This is a genomic window from Photobacterium satsumensis (assembly GCF_050336935.1).
Lineage (GTDB): Bacteria > Pseudomonadota > Gammaproteobacteria > Enterobacterales > Vibrionaceae > Photobacterium > Photobacterium satsumensis.
Map to the genome: position 1 here is coordinate 2,021,774 of NZ_JAKJSK010000006.1, position 21,222 is coordinate 2,042,995.

Sequence of the window (21,222 nt, forward strand, 5' to 3'; positions counted from 1 at the left end):
TAATTAATTTTCGGCAAAACTTGACCTACCACCAAGAATGCCTTAGCTTATAACCGAAATCAACAAATATACCGCTTTATTTCCAGTTTCGGCAAAAAACAGAACGAGATCATACCATGCCATCTTTTGACACTTACCAGCACCTCATTACAGAATTAGACTTCTCACAAGCATCTTGCTGCCAGTCGCGCCAGCTGCTGATAGGTGAGAGTGGGACACTCAGCGCCTATTACGCCCCGTTTGATTATATTAATCGCGACGCCAAAGTGGTGATATGCGGTATTACGCCAGGCATGCAGCAAGCACAAATTGCCCTCAACGAAGCCCAGCAAGCGATGGCAAGCGGTGCCGATAGCCGCACCGTCCTACGACAAGCCAAAGAGACAGCCAGCTTTGCCGGTGCCATGCGTAAGAACCTAGTCAGGATGCTCGATACCATCGGTTTCCACCATTACCTCAAAGCAGAAAGCTGTACGGTACTGTTCAACGAACTCAAAGCACAGGTTCACTACACCTCGGCCTTGCGTTACCCGGTATTCAAAGACGGCAAGAACTACAGCGGCTCCCCTTCGATGGTCAGCAACCCTTTCCTGCGAAATATGCTTGATACCACCTTGACCGAAGAATGCTTGGCTCTTGAGCAAAATACCATTTTTGTCCCGCTAGGGGGAAAAGTCGAAGAGGCGCTACGTTACCTAGCCAGCAAAGAAGTGATCCGCGAAGAACAAATTCTGGCCGGTTTACCCCACCCATCAGGAGCCAATGCAGAGCGCATCGCCTACTTCTGCGGCGACAAACCTCGCGAAACACTCTCCAACAAGACCAACCCAGACGAACTCGATACACGTAAGGCACGGCTAATACAGTGGGCAAAAGCTCTCTAAGCACTTCAAGATAATAATTGGAGAGAGGAAGGAAGCCATATTACAGGCAAAAAAAAGCGAGCCGGTCGATGGCTCGCAAAATAACTCATATATTGCATTTCGAGAGGGTGACTAGGTCAACCCAGTATCCTTACCAGTGAAAACCTAACTCATCGAAAGGGACAAAGGTTATATCCGTTTTTTATTTTGCCTCAGCACAAAGCCCTGTTGTCAGGAAAATGTCAGAAATAACAAAGCAATGTCTTCCTCTGAGGTCACGGTTCCAATTTTCATGAAACGGCTCAATAGCGACTCGGAAATACAGGGAGCAACCTCAGCCCAGAACAACCTAGGTTTATACCTCGTTAGTCAAACGTGGTGCCCAACGATAGGTAGAAAGAATTCTGTCCCCCTTCAGCCATACCGTAGGCTAGGTATACCGGCCCTACGGGGGTATCCAGCCCCAAGAACACACTGCCTGCCGTCAAGCTAGAGTCAAAATCAATATCCGATTGATCATCCCATACCCCGCCCTGCTCCAGCGAGCCACCGACATACACCGGAATCGACACGGCACCGAAATTGTTATCCAGCAGTCGGTAGCTATACACTAACGCACCAAACAACTTGTAGCGGCCATTGAGCTCGTAACGGTGGTAACCCGACAGGTTGAACAACCCGCCAAGATCCTGAACATAAACCGGTAATAGGTCATCGCCGTCATAGCCGCCCGCCTGCAATGTCGTGACCAAGCTATGCCGGTCATAGCTAAACGGTTTGAGTAATTTCACTTGCGCGTACACACTGTCACTCGATACCGTATCTTCATCGTTGAGCGAGCTACGACTCGAACCCAGCCCAATTTCGCTGTGGAGCATAAAGCCTTCACGTGGGAAGAACAGGCTGTCCAGATCATCATAGACAAAAGACACATAGGGCCCGTGGACCGAATAGTCCTGTTTGTTAGTGATATTGATTTCGCTGACCTCGCCGACACCACCGCGGTAACCAATCGCCAGCGAGCTCCATGGTTGCAGGTTCCACCCCAGCTCGGCATAACCATTGTAAACACTGTACTCGGTTTCGACCGAAGTGCCCGGCTCACGGCCAATCATATCCGATTGCTCCTCGGACAAAATAAACTCACGGACTTCGCGGTTCCAGTTGATCCCGAATGAGGTATAGCTGTTTTTTTGATAATCGAGCGGAAAATAGAAACTGGTATCAATTTTCTTCCAGCTCCCCAGTAACCACTCAAACTGCCATTCCCCGCCCTTATCCGTCAGATTGGTGTAAATATACTGGGTACCGAAAGCAAAATCCGAGCGGTTGGCAAAATCATCCTCGAAAGCAAACTTCAAGTTGAGGTATCCCGGCCCCCAGGACTTCTCACGGACATCCATCACCAACGTACTTGCATCGTCCTGCTGCTCGATGTGATAGGTGACACGCTCGAAGATATCTTGCCGGTTAAGCCTTTTTACCGCTTCGTCCATCTCTTCGTTGGTGATCACCCGGCCAGCCTTGAGATCCATCACTTCAAGCAATGCCAAATCAGAGCGCTGGGTATGATTATTCACCTCGATCCGGTCAATATAGTAAGCCGGACTGGCCAGCACCTGAGAACGACGGTCGAGTTTTTCACGCACGTAGGCCTCGTAGTTTTGCTCTGACAGCTGATAGCGCTTGAGCTGCGGCAATGCATCCAGCGCCACCTTGCGGCCGGCGACATAGGCCTGATCCATTTTACCGAAATCCGGTGCCAGCATAAAAGAGACATCCGGTTGGAGGTAGACATCCCCCTCGCCCATCAATGCCATTTGCTGATCGGAACTGGTATTGGTCATGAAAGTGGTGAGCTGGCCGATAATGTTAAATGCACTGTTGAGCTGCTCTTCTGCGAACAACGCATCGCGTAAATCAACAGCGATGATCACGTCGGCGCCCAACGCCTGTGCGGCATCGACAGGCATATTGTTGACGATCCCGCCATCCACCAAGATTTGGTTGTCTATTCGCACTGGTTGAAGGGCACCCGGCACCGTCATCGACGCCTGCATTGCTGTCGCCAGGTGCCCACTTTCAAGTACCACAGGCTGGACATGGACAATGTCCGTCGCCACAGCACGATAAGGGATCGCCAAATCGTCAAAACTGTCGAGCGCGGGGAGGTTATCAGTCAGGCGGCCAAGCAAAATGGCCATACCCTGCCCTTGGAAGGCGCCGGGCTTGGATTGGTAATTTCCTTGGAGATCAATACCGAGATCGGTATAGATTTGATAGTTGTCATTTTGCTGTTTGCGGCGTAATTCCAAATCATTGCGGCCAACCCGATCGTTATAACCACTCTGCCAATCAGCAACCATGGTTTTTTGCTGCACCTCGTGGGCAGACAGGCCCATGGCATACATGCCCCCCACATAGGCACCCATGCTGGTGCCGGTGATCACATCAACCGGGATCCGGTTCTCTTCCAGTACCGACAGCACGCCAATATGGGCAGCCCCTTTCGCACCACCGCCACTCAGTACCACACCTATCTGTGGCCGAGACTCAGCTGCTACAACGTTGAAGGTTCCCGAGACAACCCCGGCGACAGCGAGCAACATCCCGCCCAGCCTACGCCGATAAATTTTCCGCCACTCCATGACACATCCTATAACTTGGATTAATTGCAATACCAAACTCACCAATATTCCTTTTAAACTCGCCCTTCGGGAGCCCCTCTGCCGCTTGATATCTACCCCAAACTGCTTTGATGTAGAGCGACTATATCTTCATCAATTTGGGTTGAACTCAAACGGCAGAGATGACTCTGATATGATCAGAATATTGGTGAGTTTGGTATAATATACCCAAGTTAGCTGAACAGCAGGCATAAAAAAATCCAGTCAGTGAGTCACTGACCGGATTTTTTTATTATTCATGGCGAGCACTTAGCTACCGCTGGCAATATCGCTCAGCGCATGCATCACCTGCTCGTTGACGTGCCCTTCATAAACCAACTTACAGACTTTGCGTCTTACTGCCAGGCCTGAAATAAGCCGTTCAATCGACAGATGGCCTTCGTCGTGCTGGCCGTTGTATAGCTCAATGGTTTTGCTCAAGGTTTCGTAAGGAACGACGTCACCACCAACCCGAAGCCAATCGAGCTTCTCCAGCAAGCTGTGGCACTCTTCACTGATAGAGGCAACAGAATGCCCACTCATCGCCGATAACGCCGTTATACTGCGCTGTAGAGCTTCTGAGGAAGTATACTTGGACAAGGTAATGGTCAATTCATCCGCATTGATCTCAACCAAATGCTTGCGAAGCTTCACGCGGCGACCCAAACGTCCCTTCGGACGACCTTCCTTGCGCTGGATAGGTTCAAATTCACCGTCGATGATCTCGGAAAGCTGATCAAGCTCCCGCTTAGGCAAAATTTCATTTCGCAGCGGGTTCGGCATCGTCGGTGCCATGGTACGTTTGCCTTCGTTGGTCGTTTTAGCCCGAGAGAAACGGATCACTTCATCGACATCACAACGGATATCGATCTGGTAATCGCTGTAACGCTTGCCTTCCTCGTGCGGTGTGATCGTCAAGTGATAACCCCACAAGTTAACCGCAAAGACCTGATCCGTGATCTTATCTTCCGCCAGCTTGCTCAGCTCGCGGATCAGATCGGTAGAAAAACGGCGCCATTCAATATTGCGGGCCAGCTTCTGGTTCAACTCACTGAGCATCATCGAGTCAGTGTAGCGACGTGACATCCGGCTCCGGAAGAACGAATACAGCTGGAACACCAAGGTATGCTGGCGCAAGATCTCTGGCGGGAACAGGAAGAAATAATCCCGGGTCAGTAGCTCATCGAAGAAAGATGGTTCCCACACCAAGATATACAAATTCGGCTTGATCCTGATCTCACCGTCATCGCCTTCCGTCGGTGCTTCTTCGGATGCTGTGATGGTTCGGGCCAGGAAACGGAAACGGTCACTCTTGAATCCTTCCGGCATATTTTCACTCATCCAGCGGCCTGTCAGTTCATGCAGCTGGAAGTCAGTAAATTCAATGCGATCAATACTTTCACGAATAGAGTCACGAGCGGGTCCACTGTCTTTCTTGCCCCTCAGTGCAAGAATATCCGTGATATATACCGGGGTTTTGTTACCCATACTGCGTGATTGAATTTCATAATCGGCAATGTGGTGATCGTGGTACTGCACCGTCAGGGTGAACAAGGCAAACAAGGTCATCAGATCATCGACGGTCATGATCGACTTCGATGATCGTGTTTCGATGATTGCCTTGGTGCCACTGATCGCCACCATCGATTTCTGATAACTCTTCTTGGTGCGAGGCGGAGCCAGTGCCTGATCGATGATCCCCGCCCAGCTGGTGGGAGAGATCACAATCTGATCAGCTTCATCCGGCATGCTTGGCGGTGTACCCAAACCGTGTTCACTGAGCAACTGGCGGTTCACATGATTTTGCGCCAAGGCCTTTGAACGTTTTTGTTTTTCTTTGGCTTTGGACTGCTCTGAATTCAAGCTTCCGGTACCAAGCTGTGAGATCAGCATGGCCGGGTTAATGAAATGATGCAACATGGTTTTACCCGCAAGCCCTTCTTCAAACCTCACTGGCTGCTGTTTGAACAAACCGATATTAACCGCCGCTCTTAAACGCTGCTGGATTGCCGCCCGTGTTAAGTGGCCTTCCGTTGCTTCAACCAACTCAGTGGTCGATACCATACCATCATGGGTGGATAAGCCTCGTAGCGAAATCAAGTTGAGTAACTCGATAATGCTCTTGGTGACACCTTTGAAGTGTTGGTACTGTGGAAGCCAGTCGATCAGATTTGCCGGGATCGAGAAAAGATGCCCGTCTTTGTGGGATCGTGGAGCGAGGATCAATATCTTCTCAGGATTGTTATTGTTTGATGAAAGCGCGGAATTCATTTGTCATTAGCCGTAGATGCATCATTTTTCCGTGAAAGATTAATAGAAATATAACAAGAAAGAAAGATCTTTTATTGGCTTTTTTTAAACTGATCTTTTTGTTTATTTTGATCTTATTGATTATATGATCTTATGATCTGGCCGTTTAAAAACTCGTAAGCTACTGAAACTAAAGATTATAAAAAACAGCCCGATCGAAAGCATGATCAGGAGGTCTCTGGAAAAATGATCAACGTTTAATTGAAACGATGATCATCAAGAGGCTGGAAATATGATCATCATCAATCTGCAAACATGATCATCGAGTGTAAGAAAGCATGATCATGGCACACCCACAGGTTATCCACAGGCACAATTGAACATCTGGCCTAAAATGGGCTATTTAGATGTATCCGTGAAACTCAGTCCTTTCATTTTGGCCCTTTTAGCACCGGAAAGATGATCATGTTGGTGTCATTCAACGTTATTTTTACGGTTCTTTGCCAACATACACACTTCGATGATGTTAAATTGAACAAAGTTGATTTGACACTCGCCGTATTCTACCAGTGATTTATCATGTGTCCGTGCCGGATGTATGATCAAGCCTGAGCCTGTGTATTTCAATTTTAGCCTCAAGCAGCAATTTACAGCCTTTTAAGGGGCTTGATAGCCTCTTTTGTTATTAGCTAATCCCTTATCAAACCTACACTCCCCGTAATTTCCCCACTTTTTTACATGCTTTCGGGATATTCGATTCTACGATCGATTTACACCGTCTATCACTTGATCATTTTTCCGATCAAGGCTGTGCCTTGTTGCAGCTTTGCTGAGGCGGATTCTTACCTTGATCATGCTTCGTGATCTTGCTTGAGAGACAGGAACGATGATCAAGCTTATGTGCATTCGAATCAGGTTAGATCAAGCGGGACCGCTAATTTCATCCTGATCGTCGAGAGCGTGCTTTGGCTGTATTTGGTTGATCATAATGAAATTGAGCGATTTCATCATCATTTTTGCCAATTTCCATAGCTGGCTATTCTGAGTCGCAAATTGGTATGAAATTTAGTCAAAGTGACAGTGTCCGTAAACTAGCCAAAAAAAGGCACGCTTCCGGAAATATGGGCCATAAATTGGATTTACATTGTAAAATAGTGACGCTGTAACACTTTTAATCTTTAACTCTTTCCAAGTTAATCACTCTCTTTTCAAATCAGAATTCAAGAAAAATACGTCGGTTTTTTGCTCCATATATCGCTTTATGCTGAGATAAATATCACATGTCGTTGTTCAGCTTTTTATTGTTTTGGTGTTTTTTTGTTGTACAATAAAGCAAAATGTTTCAAGGTGAATAAAGACAATGAACAGGGAACAAACCATAGACAACTTGCTCAATATCGCCGAGCAGACGAAGCAGGTCCAAGCGGACCGAATTGAGATTGTATTGGAGGAACGTCGGGAAGAAGCGTTCCCTCCAATGTCGAAAGCATTGATGGAGAGTCGCTCGGGCCTTACCCGCCGCAAACTGGATGATGCTATTTCACGCATGGAAGCGAATGGCCACCAATTTACCAAAAATAACGCCAATCATTATTCTATTAGTTTGGAAGAGGCCCATCAGTTGATGGATGCGACAAAAAAGCCAGCCTTTTACGAGCGTGAAGGTGCCGGTCGCAAGCCGTGGATTGTCAATGTCCAGAACCAGAAAGGTGGCACCGGCAAGTCGATGACAGCTGTTCACCTAGCAGCATGTCTAGCGCTGGATCTGGACAAGCGCTACCGGATTTGCCTGATTGACCTTGATCCGCAGGGCTCGTTGCGCTTGTTCCTTAACCCACAGATCAGTGTCGGTGATCAGGAAACCATTTATTCAGCGGTTGATGTGATGCTGGAAAATGTGCCTGAAGGTCAGGAAATCGACAAGGAGTTCGTGATGGGGAATGTGGTAATGCCAACCCAATACCCGAACTTGAAAACCATTGCCGCTTTTCCTGAAGATGCCATGTTCAATGCCGATGCATGGCAGGATCTGGCAGAAAATCAGGACTTGAATATTGTTCGCCTGCTTAAGGAAAAGGTTATCGACCCTATTGCTGATGAGTTTGACATCATCATGATCGATACGGGCCCGCACATTGATCCGCTGGTGTGGAATGCCATGTATGCCTCCAACGCCCTGATCATTCCTTGTGCGGCAAAGCGTCTCGACTGGGCTTCCACCGTTAACTTTTTCCAGCATTTGCCTACAGTTTATGAAATGTTCCCTGAAGATTGGCACGGCTTGGAGTTTATCCGCCTAATGCCGACCATGTTCGAGGATGACAACAAGAAGCAGGTTTCGGTGCTGACTGAAATGAATTACCTGCTTCGTGAGCAAGTCATGATGGCGACGGTACCGCGAAGCCGTGCCTTTGAGACTTGTGCCGATACCTATAGCACTGTGTTCGACCTAACGGCAGCCGAATTTGAAGGGGGCAAAAAGACCCTTTCTACAGCGCAAGATGCGATCCAACGTGTTGGCCTAGAGTTAGAGCGTGTGATGCACTCTCACTGGGCTAACCTGAACCGGGAGTAATTAGTGGATGGCGATTAAAACCAAAGATCTTAATGCGCGCTTGTTCGGTAAAGCCGACAAACGACGCGCAACAACGCCAACAGAAGCCCAAACAGCGGCACGTGACAAAGCATCAGTTATTGAACTGGCCGTAGCTGGCGAGGAAACCGTTGCGTTTGAGTTGATCAAAATCCAAGCCAACCAGGTTGCTGAGAAAACGCGTGTATTTGCTGAAAATGCCCGTGAACAAGCTTTCCTTAACGAGCATGCGCTGGCTGATATCCTAAACACGCTTAAAGAGCGTGGCCAGCAATATCCAGCGGTGGGTCGCTGGTTGGAAGATGGCCGGATTGAGGTGCTTGATGGTAGCCGCCGTCGCATGTCATGTATATTGGCTGAAAAAGATTTCCTTATCTATGTGGGTAAGGGAATTAACGGCGAGCATGCCAAATTCCTTTCTGATGTTGCCAATGCACATAAACCGCTGTCATTGTTTGAGCGTGGTAAGGAAATGCAGGCGCTGCTTGAAACCGGTAAAGTGGCAGATCAGAAAGAGCTCGCCAGATATTGCCAATGTAGCGAAGCCTTGGTCAGTGGTGCATTGAAGGCGGCATCATTGCCAATGGAGTTGTTGATGGCATATCCGAGTGTCGGTGAACTTGGCCGACCGACGATTGTGAAGCTGCATCGCCTTTTCTTCGGCCTCAATAACGACCAACAGCAGAGCTTTGTTTCCGAAATTTCTACCGGTGACGAAGCGATGTGGAAGTCTATTGATGCTTCAGGTATCACTCGGATTACTCGTGAAGTGACCAGTAAACTTGAGCAGATTGGTGAGACACTGCAGCCAAAAGTCGAGATCGAGAAGCCTAAACCACAAGATTTGGTTAAGGGTAAGATCAGCTATTTGCGCGATGGTGACAAGCTTCAGCTTAAGCTGAAAAAGTTGACCGAGCGTCAAGCCGATGAAATCCTCACGTATCTGGCCGATTATTTGAAGTAGAATACTCTGCTCACTATCTATATGAAAACCACGCTATCTAGCGTGGTTTTTTTTCGCACCGGTTACGGCATATTGGTATTATCGGGTTGTTGTTTGTTATTGAGTCATAGCATGTCCCAACTTTCTGAATTCTGCCGTTCACTCTCTTCGATTGCGGCTAAGCGTAATATCCGGTACCTCGTTGTTGCCAAGGGGGGTAAAGACTGGGCTGCGCAAGTTATAGATGCGTTTGCACCTCTTTATCCGAACCCGCTTTTTTGCGGTGAACCGCTCAGTGCCGGTATGGATGCCATTCCTTTCAAAAAAGCCAAACTATGGTTAGGCAGAGAATGTCAGATGCTGACTTTCAACGGGCACAATGGCCTAGATGCTCAAGCCCTTGGTGCTTTATCTGGCACTGTTGTTGGTGGTGGGATCTTACTGTTATTGCTGCCACCGGAGTGGTTCGCGAATAGTGATTCGAACTTTAATAATCGCTTTAGCCAATTATTGCAGCATCCCGAGGTCGTGGTGCTGGAACCGAACTCGTCTTTGCCAGCACTGCCAACTCCTGACTTGGGTGAAGTGGATAGCGTTGTCGCAACAGAAGCTGGTTTACCTTTTGGTACTTTGACTGCTTGCCAAGCTAGTGCCGTTGAAGCTATCCGTCGGGTTGTGACTGGTCACCGTAAACGCCCTTTAGTTTTAACTGCTGATCGTGGTAGAGGTAAGTCGGCATCATTGGGACTTGCTGCAGCCAGTTTGCTGACAGAGCGCAATATTAAGATTGTTGTAACGGCCCCGTCTTTTGCTGCCTGCCAAACGGTATTTCGTCACGCTGCTGACCAGTTCGGGGTGTCGTATTCCAACCAAAAGTTCCTTGAGCTTGGCAAAGGCTCGCTTACATTTATCGCCCCGGATGTGTTGCTGTCAGAAATGCCATCGGCAGATCTCGTGATGGTTGACGAAGCCGCGGCTATTCCGGCTCCTGTTCTTCACACACTACTCAGTCGTTTTGGTCGCTTGGTATTTTCCAGCACCGTACATGGTTACGAGGGAACCGGGCGTGGTTTTGCCGTTAAGTTTCGGCAACAGTTGGATAAGGTAATGCCACAGTGGCGTGCGTTTGAGATGACGCAACCGATCCGCTGGGCGGATAATGACCCGTTGGAAAAATGGATCTTCAATGCTTTATTGTTAGATGCTGAGACAGCCTCATCAGGACTCAATCCCAATACGGCACAGTTCGAGTGTCTTGATAAAGGCCAGTTGTTGGGTTCGCACAATCTTCTCTCTTCATTGTTTGGTTTATTGATCAATGCTCACTATCAAACGTCACCTGCCGATCTGGTGAACTTACTCGATGATGACAGCTTACATATTTGGGTATGCCGAAATGGTGACAATGTGTTGGCTTGCTGTTTGATTGTCGATGAAGGTGGTTTCTCTCCAGAGCTTGCCGCGCAAATCCAACGAGGTCAGAGAAGGCCTCGGGGCCATCTACTTGCCCAATCTGTCGCGGCTCATCTTGGTATTTCTGAAGCTGCAGAACAACGTTCAGGCCGTATATTGAGAATAGCGGTACATCCCGAGTTTCAGCAGCGAGGAATTGGTCAGCAATTATTGTCTTCGGTTCGGCTTTGGTCTCAACAGCGTTACGATTTTCTTGGTACCAGCTTTGGCTATGTAACCGAGCTGCTGCATTTTTGGCAGCGTGCAGGATACCAGCCTATTCGCTTGGGTTTACAAAAAGATGCCTCGAGTGGTTATCCGTCCTTGCTTTGCGTACAACCGATCAGTGAGCTGAGTCAGCAGTGGTTTGCTAAAGCGAGGATATTATTTGCGATAGGGTTGACCACCAATGCCTGTGAAGCTTTTCGTGAAATGGCAACGGAAGAGTTTCTGCCGCTGTTGGTTGAGTCATTATCGCTTCAAGTGATGCCTGCTCCCCTTCCGAGTGAGTGGGTCGAACACCAGCTTTCAATATACAGCCAGGGCGGGTTGGGATACGAATTAGTGTTGCCTGCACTGCAGCAATATCTGTATCACCGCTTGACTCATGTCGGACCGTCTGCCGAGCAAGCTACATTGCTTCTGGCAGTGGCAAAAGTCATTCAACGCAAAACTTGGCAAGACATTGTCCAACAATTCCAGCTGACAGGACGTAAACAAGCTGAGCAGGTTTTACGTGATTTTGTCTGCGCCGATCTTAAAAAGAATTCTATAGCAAGGAGTGAGTAATGAAATTTGTTGTCGACACCCATAGCCATACAGTTTCTAGTGGTCATGCGTATAGCACCGTTTTAGAGAATGCAGCGGCGGCCGCAGAGAAAGGGCTGCAATTATTGTGTGTCACTGATCACGCCTCCTCAATGCCGGGCGCGCCGCATTTTTGGCATTTTGCCAATCAGAAAATCTTGCCTCGTTTTCTTCACGGGGTCGGTATCTTACGCGGTGTTGAAGCTAACATTATGAATGCTGCTGGTGAGATTGATATCTCTGCCAAGGTGGAAGGTCATTTGGACTGGATTCTTGCTAGCTTTCACGAGCCAGTGTTTGCCCCTTCTACGTCGGAAGTACATACGCAAGTTTTGCTTAATGTTATTCATTCTGGCCGGGTCGATGCGTTGGGTCATTTAGGCAACCCGAATTTTGATTTCGATTTTGAACGTGTTCTGGCGGCAGCGGCGGAGGCCAATGTACTGGTTGAGATAAATAACTCTTCATTGTCAGGGTCTCGAATCGGTAGTCAGCCAAGATGTGAACGTATTGCCGAAATTGGTAAAGAGGTGGGTGTGACGTTCACAACGGGGTCTGATGCGCACTTTGCTTATGACGTTGGAAAGTTTGACTCGGCTCTGGCGTTGTTTGAGAAAGTTAAAGTTGATGAATCGTCAGTGGTAACAACCAGCGCCTCTCGGTTTACCGATTTTCTTGAATCTCGGGGCCATGCGCCGATTGCTGAATTTCAGTCGTTACGCTAAATCAATTTACAGTGTAAATTTCAGCGCATGCTGTTCATAAAGACTTGCTAAAAAAAAGGTGGCGTATGCCACCTTTTTTATTGTCGAAATTTACACTGTAAATTGAACAAGAGAAAGCCTTGTGTTTTAGATTTGTATTCTTTTGCCTCGTTGACTACGTTTAAAGAATCCCGCTAATTTTTTGGCTCCGGTTTTGTGCCGCAATACAGCCGAAATACTTCTATGGTGGGAGGCAAAATATAATAATAAGGAGTCAGCATGAGTTTGATAAAAGATGTTCCTCCAGCGCTAAAAGAGATGACTCATTCCTCTGTTTACCAAGATTCTGAAATTGAAAAGTGCTACTCCGTTGGACGTGGCGGTATCGCTGGTCGTTTGTTCGGTCACCTTCTTAGCAGTGGTGAAACCATCGATAGTCAGGATTATGGGGTAAAGGTGACGGTAAACAGAATTGCCCGCCACCGGATCTACTTCGAATCATCGACGCCCTTACCGCTGACTGCCTGCTACCAACTCTATCTCCAACCGGTAGGTATGTTAGAGGGTTACCTGCGCAAAGATAAAATATCGGTGAATAAAAAGCACCCCGATAATGGAAGTTATATGTTTATTACGGATCAATGGCTGACCTCTCAACAGTTAAGCGCCATAGCACTGGTCTGACCTTAGCTCCTATTTCTTGCTAAAATTTATATGCAATCTATTGTTTATTGTAGGTTAATTGATATATTTCACATAAATTTGTGACTGAACAAATACTAGGTAACTGATTTGTTACTGTAATATTGAGGAGCACCATTACTTTATTGTTCGCCAATAGCAGAGAAAAGGAGTTGATATGGCAGATCTTTTTCTGCGTATCGCTGATGATGGACAATCAGTGTTATTTGCGGCAACCGCAGACCTGCAAGAGGCCCCAACGCGTGAGTTGTTGATCGAACAACTTGATAGCATTGGGGCTGAAAATTTCTACCTATTTGAAAAAGCGATAGATTCAGCACTTGCTGTTACCAGCCGGGACGATGATCTCGGCCCAGGAACCGACTATGCAGAGCCCATTGTGATCGCTGAGCGGCGTGATGCTAGCTTGGTGGTTAAGGCTGATTCTGATTTTATGCGCGCCGCGATTACCATTACGGCACCTTATGGTGGCAAACATGCTACTGGACCCGATATTTTAGAAGCGCTCAAGCAAAATCGAATTATCAAAGGGATCCGTAAAACTCAACTTCATCAACTTCTTCACCAAGCACAGAATCTTCGTCCCGGTGAAAAGCTTACCTTGCCCGTGGCCTTTGGCCGATTGCCTGAAAATGGTGTTAATGTTCGTTTCGAATCACTTGTAGATGACGCCAGCCAACGTATTTTAAAACCTCAGGCAACCGATGACGGTAAGGTTGATATGCGTGATTTGGGTGAACTAATCACGGTTAAAGCCGGTCAGGGGTTGATGCGGCGTATCCCTGCGACGGAAGGTGTCGCGGGTTATACGGTCGAGGGGAAGTCTTTACCCGCAAAACCGGGTAAGGATAGTGAGCTCCAGCCAGGCGACGGGACCATAATCAGCGAGCAAGACCCGAACATGTTACTGGCTGAGAAATCTGGGATCCCTGTCGCCAAACCCCGTGGTATGCAGGTTGATGAGGCATTGACCCTCAAAGGGGTTAATGTCGCAACCGGACACATTAACTTTGACGGCAGTATCCTTATAACCGGTGATGTCACGCCTGGGATGAAGGTGACTGCCACGGGGAATATTACTGTCGCTGGTTTTGTTGAGTTAGCTGAACTGAAAGCCGGCGGTGATATTTCAATTATTAAGGGAATCATTGGCCGTAAGCTAGAGGGAAACAAGCTTGGTTGCTGTATCGAAGCCAAAGGCAGTGTAACGAGTAAGTTTGCCCAGTTTGCTGATATTACCTGCGGTCAGAATGCGATGTTTACCCTGCATGTTCTTCACAGCGTCATTCATGCTGAAGGCGAAGTTGTCGTGATGGATCAGTTTAAGCGGCAAGGGAGCTTAAGCGGTGGGGTGACTGAGGCGGGTTATAGTATCCGTGCGGTTAACCTTGGTGCGCTTTCTGGTGTCCCAACGGTGGTAACCGCATTCACCAAATTTGGATACCTGTTACAGCAACTGCAAGAAAAACATCATGACTATCAGCTTGAACTGCAAAACGTCGATAAAATTAAGCAGGCGCAGCTCAAGCTGTTGAAACTGCCTGAGCACAAGCGCCCTGTCGAATTAAGTGAACGCATTCAATATGCCGCTGAACAACATAAGTCACAGATTGGTTTGCTTCAAGCTGACTATCAACAGTTACGTGACGAATATGATGAGCTACGTTCTCGGGTGATGATCACTGCGGTTAATCGCCTCTATGCGGGGGTGCAGAGCCGTTTGGAAAAAGAAAAATTGCTCATTACGCAAGACCACGGTCCTTCCAAACTTCATCTCTTTGACCACGTATTTCAGTGCTCGCCACTCTAATCGGGTTATTCCAATTTACAGTGTAAATTAGATTTACACTGTAAATTAAAAATCACTCATCAGTTTTTTAATGTGGATGCGGTTGTCTGGTTGAGCGCTTCTCTTTTACTTTCTGCTCGGTTAAGAAACCTTGGAAGCCACTGACAAATAATTCGGACAGCCTCTCAAGCTGTGTTTCTGTTTCTACGCGGGTCGCTATAGTCATGATATTAAGGCTGTGGGCCGTTCTACAGACTGATGATAGTAGTTGTTTCTTAAATTCATCGTTGAGTTGATGGGTATACGAAAAATCAACTTTAGCGTAGTCAGGGCGGAATTCTTCGAGGTAGGTCAGCGATTTGAAATAGCGGCCATAGCCGTCTACGCCATAACGGAATTTGTAAAAACGAATGGCTGAGCACAACAAGCTACAAGCATCAGGGGTTCGAATGAAGCATGCTTCTGGAATTTCGAAATGTAAGCGCTGCGATAGATGCTGGTTACGTGACAGGAGTTGATCAAGCCAGCGGTTGAAGGCTGGATCCGTGATACTGTTCGTGGTGAGGTTGATGGCAAAAGGCCCTCGCGCTTGATCACCATTCAATATATTCACATGGTGGGCAATAACGTGTTTGTCAAGCAACACCCCCGCACCGACATCTTCTATCGCACCAAGAAACTGGTTGGCATTGTAGCGTGACTGTTCGGCTTTGAGCGACGAGAACACCTCGAAATGAAAGGACTGTTGATGTTCATTGACAACGGGCTGGTACTGATAGCTCATCGCGTCGTTGTCGATGGCGTCGAGCAATAACGCTTTCCACTGCTGCTTACCAAAACTCGGCACTTGGTGCTGGTTATCTGCTAGTTGGATAGGTTCGGCCGGGTTGCGTGTGGCTTGGGCCAGTATATTATCTAGTTGCCCCAGGATGTGGCTAGCACTACTGGCATGTTCAATCATCAGCAGACCAAGAAATACGCTGTCAGTGCTTTCGCCACGGTACGCCTTTTCTTGTTGTCGATGCACCTCAATCATTGCTTCGGCAACTTGCATCATTTTTTGTGTGGCAATATTAGGCAGCAGAACGGCGAACTCATCATATGATAATCGAGCCAAGTAAACCTGCGCATGGATGATATTGGCATTTAATTCATCGGCCAGTTTGCGGGTGAAGGTATCCCCTTCTTCGAAATTGTATTGCTGGTACACCTCATCAAGCAAGGTCGATTTAAGCAAAATCAGGCCGCCTTGTTGTGGGTTGTCGAGCCAGGCATTGAGTTGGTTAATGAAATAATGGCGATTACCTAAGCCCGAAACATTGTCCTGATACGCTTGTGCTTTCAGTTTACTGGCTTCATTTGCTTGTTGTTGAAAAATGTCATCAAGCTGTTTTTTAAAATGGCCGAACATTTTCACCCAGGCCCTTGCCTCAATGCTGTTTAATGAGGTGGGTGGAAGAGTGAGCGTGTTATGGCCAATAGCCGAAGATTGCAGAGCGAGTTGGGTCAACGGCTGGAGTTTTCGCTTTAGCAGTACAAAAAGAAGCAATAATGCGAGCAGGTAGATTCCGGCGCCAATTGTTAACCCGGGTAAAAAATTTTGCCAAAAAGCCACTGTCATTGTGCCGGCAGGTATATCAGCCGTAAAGCGTATCGCAAGATCACTATTACCGAACAAGGTACGCTGCAACGAGAGAGCCGGCCAAAAAATATTGGTTGGTGGAGTTGCTTGTATTGGTTGGCTTAAAGATGCAGATGAATACTGTTGGTTAGATGCCAATACATGCACGTGTGTTTCCACCCGTGGGGAGATTTGGCCGAGTTGCTCCAGCAACATAGGGTAGTTCACTTGGGCGGGGTTATCTTGTCTATCCAATAATCCCAAGCGCTGTTCAAAATAGGATGTGCTTGAGTGCAGTTGTTGCTGAGCGTGCTCGATGAGAGTTCCGCGTATACTCAGGGAATGTAAAACGACAAAGCACAATAACAGGGCGGTGAAAGTACTCGCAATCCAAGTAAAAGTGTAGCGAAATAAGTTCATAGTGTATCTCAGCAAGCTTGAAGAGAAAATGGTTGATGGGAAGCGTTCAGGCGACTGAGGTTGTCAATTCTAGCGCTCTGATTAAGGTATCAAAATTTCTAGCTCGCTAGATGGGAAGGGCTGATTAACATCTTGTTTTATGGAGATAGTTCGAAAAAAAGTGTAAACCAGCCATGGTTTTCATTTGGCTTTGCTTTATGGTTCCGGCCGTGGTTCGGCTAGGCTTTAAACTCCTTCTTATCAATGTGATACTTTCTCAATTTGTCATATAAGGTCTTTCGCGCAAGGCCCAGTTCCAGTTGCACTTCCTTTAGCCTGCCCTGATGGCGATTGAGCGCGTCGTGAAGCACCTTACATTCAAAATCGGCCACTCTTATAGCCAGTGTTGCTGCCTGTGCCTGTTCACTGCCTTGTTGAGTGTGGTTGCCGATAGCTTTGGATCCCATCAGTGCATAGCGTTCGGCAAATTGCCGCAGTTCTCGTACATTTCCCGGCCAATCTTGTTCAGCCAGCCACCGCTCCAGTCGCGTATCGATGTGCGGCGGTTCAATGCCAAAACGGCTGCAGTCCGTACGAAGAAAGTTATGGAATAAGAGTGCAATATCGTCACGTCGTTTATGAAGAGGTGGCAGATCTAATGCGATGAAACCCAGCTTGAAATAAAGAGTATGCAGTAGGCCGGTTTGGCTTTGTTGATGGTGGTCGGTATCGGCACTGACAATGACCCGAGCAGCCTCATTCCCTTTACATAGCGTTTCAATGAAACCTTCCAACGCAGATTGAATTTGCGGAGGTGTATGGTTGATGTGTTTGAGATAAAGGGTGGCAAAGAGCGGTGACGTTTGATCCTCTGAAACACATAGCTGCTCTGTATGACTTGCGATAAGGTCACCCAGCTGCGCCTCAGCGCCGGGTGCGCTGCAATCAATGGTGACAAATGGTTGTTGTGGTTGTAAACCATGGTCATGGACAAAGCGGGCAACCAAGGCTTTGCCGCAGCCACCGGGACCGTGGATAAATAGCGGCGTATGAGTTTTTGACTGGTGGGACAAGATCCTTCTCAGTTGCCTGATGGCCGGATCGTTGCCCAGAATTCGTGGTCCAGGCCCACTTTGCACCTCAAGTTCACGGCGCAGTTCCTTGTTTTCCAGTACCAGTTCACGTTTCTCGGCAGCCCGTTTGACGACATCAAGTAGGTGTTCAGTCGAAAAAGGTTTTTCCAGAAAGTCATAAGCGCCGAGCCGCATGGCTTCAACAGCCATGGAAATATCCCCATGGCCGGTGAGCATGATAATGGAAAGCTCTGGATCTAAGGCTAAAGCCTGTTTGAGAAAGGTGAGCCCATCCATACCGGGCATATTGATATCGGAAATAATGACCCCTTGGAACTGGTTAGTCAGCTGATCCAGAGCGGGTTTGGCGCTGGCGAAGAGCGTGACATCGTAATCCTCCAATTCGAGCGTTTGGCCAAGGGCATTGCGGAGGGACTTTTCGTCATCGATAAATATAACTGGGGTATTCATGGCGTGCTCTCGCTCTCTAAGGGTAAACAGAGGGTAAACTCAGCGCCTCCGCCTGGGTGGTCACTGACACTGAGTGTGCCGTGGTATGCATCGATGATGCGTTTCGATATTGTCATTCCAAGCCCTAAACCGTCTTCCTTGGTGGTGTAAAATGGCGAGAAAACCTGCTCTTTTTGCTCTTGGCTTAACCCAGGACCGTTGTCCCATACCCGGCATTCAGCTTGGCCTGAATGGATTGTTAGCGTAATGCCAACCTGAGGTTCCGGCTGATCTTTGAGTGCCTGAAGGCTATTTTGCAACAGGTTCACCAACACCTGTTCAAATTGCACAGCATCGATATTGATGATCACATTGTCTGGAAAGTCCTCTAACCGAAGTATGACCCCTTGCTTTATCAGCGCGTTGCGCATTAACGACAAAGAAGAGCGGATAGAATTTCCGGCATTGGTTCGAGGTGAGGCTTGCTGTAAATTTCCCTTGCGGGCAAAAACTTTGAACCGGGCAATGATGTCAGCGATCAGCTCGTTGAGCTGGATAATTTCATCAATATTGCCCCTGACCATATCGTAACGCTGTTTTTCTAATAGTTTCCGGCAGTTTTCGGCATAGGTCCGAATCGCGGCAAGTGGTTGGTTGATTTCATGATTGATACTGGCAGATAGTTCGCCCAGCATTGCGAGCTTGGCAGCTTGCAACAGCTCATCCTGGGTTTGTTTCAATTCCGCTTGGCTATGCTCATATTGGCTCAGGGTGATTTTTAGCTGCTGGTTGGTTTCTTGTAACCGCCGGGTACGTTGGTTTACCCGCTTTTCCAACCGACTGTTGAGATTGGCCAAGTCGATTCTGGCCCGGTAGGTTTGCCACCAAGAATGGATTGCGATACATAGCAAGGTATAGATCAAGATAAACAACAGCAGCACCTGCCCCATATATTCGAATGCTTTTGTTTGCGGTGTAAAGCCGAAGATGTACCAACCCGCTTTATCCATATCATGCTGCGCAGTGATATAGGAATGTGAAGTCGCAGCGTTTGAACGGTGCAAAGGAATGACGGGCTGTTGGCTTAATGAGGCAAGGTTCTCTGTTTGGGTAAGCGGGGCGATATCAGCATGACCATATTGCCGCGATTGCTTGATCTTCTGTTTCGTGACTTCACTCAGTGGCGTTAGCGAATGATAAAGCCACTGGGGTTCTGAACTATAAAAAATGATCCCTAGGCGATCTGTTATCGCATATTCAATGTCGTCGTACTTCCAAATGTCGGCGAGCAATGAAAGATCCACCTTGATAGTGAGTACGCCAACAGGCCGTTGGTTTACCGTGACTGGCGCTGAAAAATAATACCCCCGTTTGTCCGACCGTGCTCCCAACGCAAAGTACTGGCCATTCTGACCCTTAACAGCCTGTTGGAAATAGGGACGGTAACTGAAGTTTTGTCCTACAAATGAGTCGGGTTGTTGCCAATTGCTGGAAGCGAGCGTTGTGCCATGCATATCAATGAGGTACAAGGTGTCTGCACCTAAGGTTTGGCTCCATTGTGCAAGAAGTTTGCTTACGGCTTGGTATTGATCGCCTACAGTTGCAACCGGTTTACGGTTGGGGTGGAGGGGAGGGAGCAACCGCGGATCACTGGCAAGGACTTCGGGTAGTTGGCTGTAACGTTCGAGTTGGGTGTCTATTTTGGTGCCAAGCTGGGTGACGTCCATAACGAGCTTTTCGCTGAGGTGGCGTTGGATTTGTGACAAAGTGATCCAACTGATGAGCATCGCACCCACGCAGCCTATTAGTAGGGCAATGCAGAAGAATTTTTTTTTACTCGACATAGGAAGGCCTTTTTCTGCCAATGTAGCAAATTCATTCGTTCGAAACGTCGAGCTTGGTTGCATAGTATTGAGCTCACTTTGTCTGTTGGCCATTTTACTTGTGTTTCAACCAGACAAAGCGCACAATTTCAGCGTTGTAAGAAACATCCAGAGAATGAGCGGAGATAACAATGGAATTGTCTGATATTCGTCGCGACTATACGCAGGGTGGTTTGCGCCGTCATGATTTGCCGGAGCAGCCGGAACAACTTTTCAATACCTGGCTTGAGCAGGCGATAGAAGCAAAGCTGACTGATCCCACTGCGATGACGGTGGCCACTGTTGATGAACACGGGCAGCCTTATCAGCGTATTGTGTTATTGAAGCATTTTGATAAAGATGGGTTTGTCTTTTATACCAATTTAGGTAGCCGCAAGGCGTTGCACTTGGCTGACAACAGCAAAATAAGCCTGCATTTTCCATGGCACCCCCTTGAGCGGCAGGTTCACATTACCGGATGTGCGGAAAAATTGTCCAAGATGGAAGTGCTGAGGTATTTTTCGTCACGACCAAAAGAAAGTCAGATTGCTGCCTGGGCGAGCAAGCAAAGCGAGCGGATTTCTGCCAGGCAGGCGTTGGAAAGTAAATTTTTCGAATTGAAAGACAAATTTGCCAAAGGCGAAGTGCCTGTACCGACGTTTTGGGGCGGTTACCGAGTAAAAGTCAATTCGGTCGAATTTTGGCAGGGCGGCGCTAACCGTTTGCATGACCGTTTTTTGTATACCCGAGCGAAAGATGGATCCCAGCCATGGGATATTGAACGTCTGGCGCCATGAGCATACCAATCGGCATAAAAAAAGAGCAGCGAATAGCTGCTCTTTTTTTATGCCGCCAACTGCTGTTGGCTAGTGACGATACTCACTCCTTCAGGGTGGCGTACTTTGAGGGCTTTTTCGGCACTGGTGATGGATTCGATTTCACTCACCGCTTGGATTTGGTATTTGCAAGGGATGTTGAAATGCGGATGGACAACGTAGGTGATCGTAAATTGCTTCATAGTATTTCCAGCATATCGTTGGCACTTAGG

14 protein-coding genes are annotated in these 21,222 nt (G+C 47.8%); 8 read left to right on the forward strand and 6 right to left on the reverse strand.

The window, feature by feature from the left end; translation table 11 throughout:
- The first annotated feature begins 116 nt into the window (after positions 1–116).
- The gene (locus L4D79_RS09215; RefSeq protein ID WP_428650323.1) at positions 117–884 is read left to right on the forward strand and encodes a uracil-DNA glycosylase family protein; all 768 of its coding nucleotides are present in this window, start codon (positions 117–119) and stop codon (positions 882–884) included.
- A 344-nt stretch (positions 885–1,228) separates the two neighbouring features.
- Here the strand turns inward: L4D79_RS09215 and L4D79_RS09220 are convergent, their stop codons facing one another.
- Both L4D79_RS09220 and L4D79_RS09225 read right to left on the reverse strand, forming a co-directional pair.
- The gene (locus L4D79_RS09220) at positions 1,229–3,511 is read right to left on the reverse strand and encodes a patatin-like phospholipase family protein (RefSeq protein WP_428650326.1); all 2,283 of its coding nucleotides are present in this window, start codon (positions 3,509–3,511) and stop codon (positions 1,229–1,231) included.
- Between the two features lie 288 nt (positions 3,512–3,799).
- Positions 3,800–5,800, reverse strand: coding sequence for a replication initiator protein RctB domain-containing protein (locus L4D79_RS09225; RefSeq protein WP_428650329.1), 2,001 nt, complete (start codon positions 5,798–5,800; stop codon positions 3,800–3,802).
- 1,339 nt (positions 5,801–7,139) lie between these two features.
- On the opposite strand from L4D79_RS09225, the gene L4D79_RS09230 reads away from it, so the two are divergent.
- The 6 genes from L4D79_RS09230 (at position 7,140) to L4D79_RS09255 (ending at position 14,790) form a co-directional block, all read left to right on the forward strand.
- Positions 7,140–8,354: an AAA family ATPase gene (locus L4D79_RS09230; RefSeq protein WP_428650332.1), complete on the forward strand. Its 1,215-nt coding sequence runs from the start codon at positions 7,140–7,142 to the stop codon at positions 8,352–8,354.
- A 7-nt stretch (positions 8,355–8,361) separates the two neighbouring features.
- A complete protein-coding gene (locus tag L4D79_RS09235; protein ID WP_428650334.1) occupies positions 8,362–9,336 on the forward strand; it encodes a ParB/RepB/Spo0J family partition protein in 975 nt (324 codons plus the stop codon).
- 111 nt (positions 9,337–9,447) lie between these two features.
- Positions 9,448–11,556 carry a tRNA(Met) cytidine acetyltransferase TmcA gene (locus L4D79_RS09240; protein ID WP_428650337.1) on the forward strand — a complete coding sequence of 703 codons (2,109 nt, stop codon included), beginning with the start codon at positions 9,448–9,450 and terminating at the stop codon, positions 11,554–11,556.
- Positions 11,556–12,299 (forward strand): phosphatase, encoded by a 744-nt coding sequence (locus L4D79_RS09245; protein ID WP_428650340.1) that lies wholly within the window; start codon positions 11,556–11,558, stop codon positions 12,297–12,299. The genes L4D79_RS09240 and L4D79_RS09245 overlap by 1 nt, the downstream gene beginning before the upstream one ends.
- 258 nt (positions 12,300–12,557) lie before the next feature.
- The gene (locus L4D79_RS09250) at positions 12,558–12,962 is read left to right on the forward strand and encodes a hypothetical protein (protein ID WP_428650341.1); all 405 of its coding nucleotides are present in this window, start codon (positions 12,558–12,560) and stop codon (positions 12,960–12,962) included.
- Positions 12,963–13,137: 175 nt separating this feature from the next.
- On the forward strand, positions 13,138–14,790 hold the full coding sequence (locus L4D79_RS09255; protein ID WP_428650344.1) for a flagellar assembly protein A: 1,653 nt from the start codon (positions 13,138–13,140) through the stop codon (positions 14,788–14,790).
- 67 nt (positions 14,791–14,857) lie between these two features.
- Here the strand turns inward: L4D79_RS09255 and L4D79_RS09260 are convergent, their stop codons facing one another.
- The 3 genes from L4D79_RS09260 to L4D79_RS09270 form a co-directional block, all read right to left on the reverse strand.
- A complete protein-coding gene (locus L4D79_RS09260) occupies positions 14,858–16,810 on the reverse strand; it encodes an EAL domain-containing protein (protein ID WP_428650346.1) in 1,953 nt (650 codons plus the stop codon).
- A gap of 218 nt (positions 16,811–17,028) precedes the next feature.
- The gene (locus L4D79_RS09265; protein WP_428650349.1) at positions 17,029–18,333 is read right to left on the reverse strand and encodes a sigma-54-dependent transcriptional regulator; all 1,305 of its coding nucleotides are present in this window, start codon (positions 18,331–18,333) and stop codon (positions 17,029–17,031) included.
- On the reverse strand, positions 18,330–20,156 hold the full coding sequence (locus tag L4D79_RS09270) for a sensor histidine kinase (protein WP_428650351.1): 1,827 nt from the start codon (positions 20,154–20,156) through the stop codon (positions 18,330–18,332). The genes L4D79_RS09265 and L4D79_RS09270 overlap by 4 nt, the downstream gene beginning before the upstream one ends.
- A gap of 170 nt (positions 20,157–20,326) precedes the next feature.
- Between L4D79_RS09270 and pdxH the strand changes: the two genes are divergently transcribed.
- On the forward strand, positions 20,327–20,971 hold the full coding sequence (pdxH, locus tag L4D79_RS09275; RefSeq protein ID WP_428650353.1) for a pyridoxamine 5'-phosphate oxidase: 645 nt from the start codon (positions 20,327–20,329) through the stop codon (positions 20,969–20,971).
- A 47-nt stretch (positions 20,972–21,018) separates the two neighbouring features.
- On the opposite strand, the gene L4D79_RS09280 is transcribed toward pdxH, so the two are convergent.
- Entirely contained in the window at positions 21,019–21,192 is a 174-nt protein-coding gene (locus L4D79_RS09280; RefSeq protein ID WP_428650356.1) for an addiction module component, read from the reverse strand.
- Positions 21,193–21,222: the final 30 nt, after the last annotated feature.

Coding starts and splice junctions, on each gene's coding strand:
- L4D79_RS09240 (WP_428650337.1), top strand. CDS start 9,448: ATGTCCCAACTTTCTGAATTCTGCCGTTCACTCTCTTCGATTGCGGCT.
- L4D79_RS09235 (WP_428650334.1), top strand. CDS start 8,362: ATGGCGATTAAAACCAAAGATCTTAATGCGCGCTTGTTCGGTAAAGCC.
- L4D79_RS09260 (WP_428650346.1), bottom strand. CDS start 16,810: ATGAACTTATTTCGCTACACTTTTACTTGGATTGCGAGTACTTTCACC.
- L4D79_RS09245 (WP_428650340.1), top strand. CDS start 11,556: ATGAAATTTGTTGTCGACACCCATAGCCATACAGTTTCTAGTGGTCAT.
- L4D79_RS09250 (WP_428650341.1), top strand. CDS start 12,558: ATGAGTTTGATAAAAGATGTTCCTCCAGCGCTAAAAGAGATGACTCAT.
- L4D79_RS09270 (WP_428650351.1), bottom strand. CDS start 20,156: ATGTCGAGTAAAAAAAAATTCTTCTGCATTGCCCTACTAATAGGCTGC.
- L4D79_RS09265 (WP_428650349.1), bottom strand. CDS start 18,333: ATGAATACCCCAGTTATATTTATCGATGACGAAAAGTCCCTCCGCAAT.
- L4D79_RS09230 (WP_428650332.1), top strand. CDS start 7,140: ATGAACAGGGAACAAACCATAGACAACTTGCTCAATATCGCCGAGCAG.
- L4D79_RS09225 (WP_428650329.1), bottom strand. CDS start 5,800: ATGAATTCCGCGCTTTCATCAAACAATAACAATCCTGAGAAGATATTG.
- pdxH (WP_428650353.1), top strand. CDS start 20,327: ATGGAATTGTCTGATATTCGTCGCGACTATACGCAGGGTGGTTTGCGC.
- L4D79_RS09255 (WP_428650344.1), top strand. CDS start 13,138: ATGGCAGATCTTTTTCTGCGTATCGCTGATGATGGACAATCAGTGTTA.
- L4D79_RS09220 (WP_428650326.1), bottom strand. CDS start 3,511: ATGGAGTGGCGGAAAATTTATCGGCGTAGGCTGGGCGGGATGTTGCTC.
- L4D79_RS09215 (WP_428650323.1), top strand. CDS start 117: ATGCCATCTTTTGACACTTACCAGCACCTCATTACAGAATTAGACTTC.
- L4D79_RS09280 (WP_428650356.1), bottom strand. CDS start 21,192: ATGAAGCAATTTACGATCACCTACGTTGTCCATCCGCATTTCAACATC.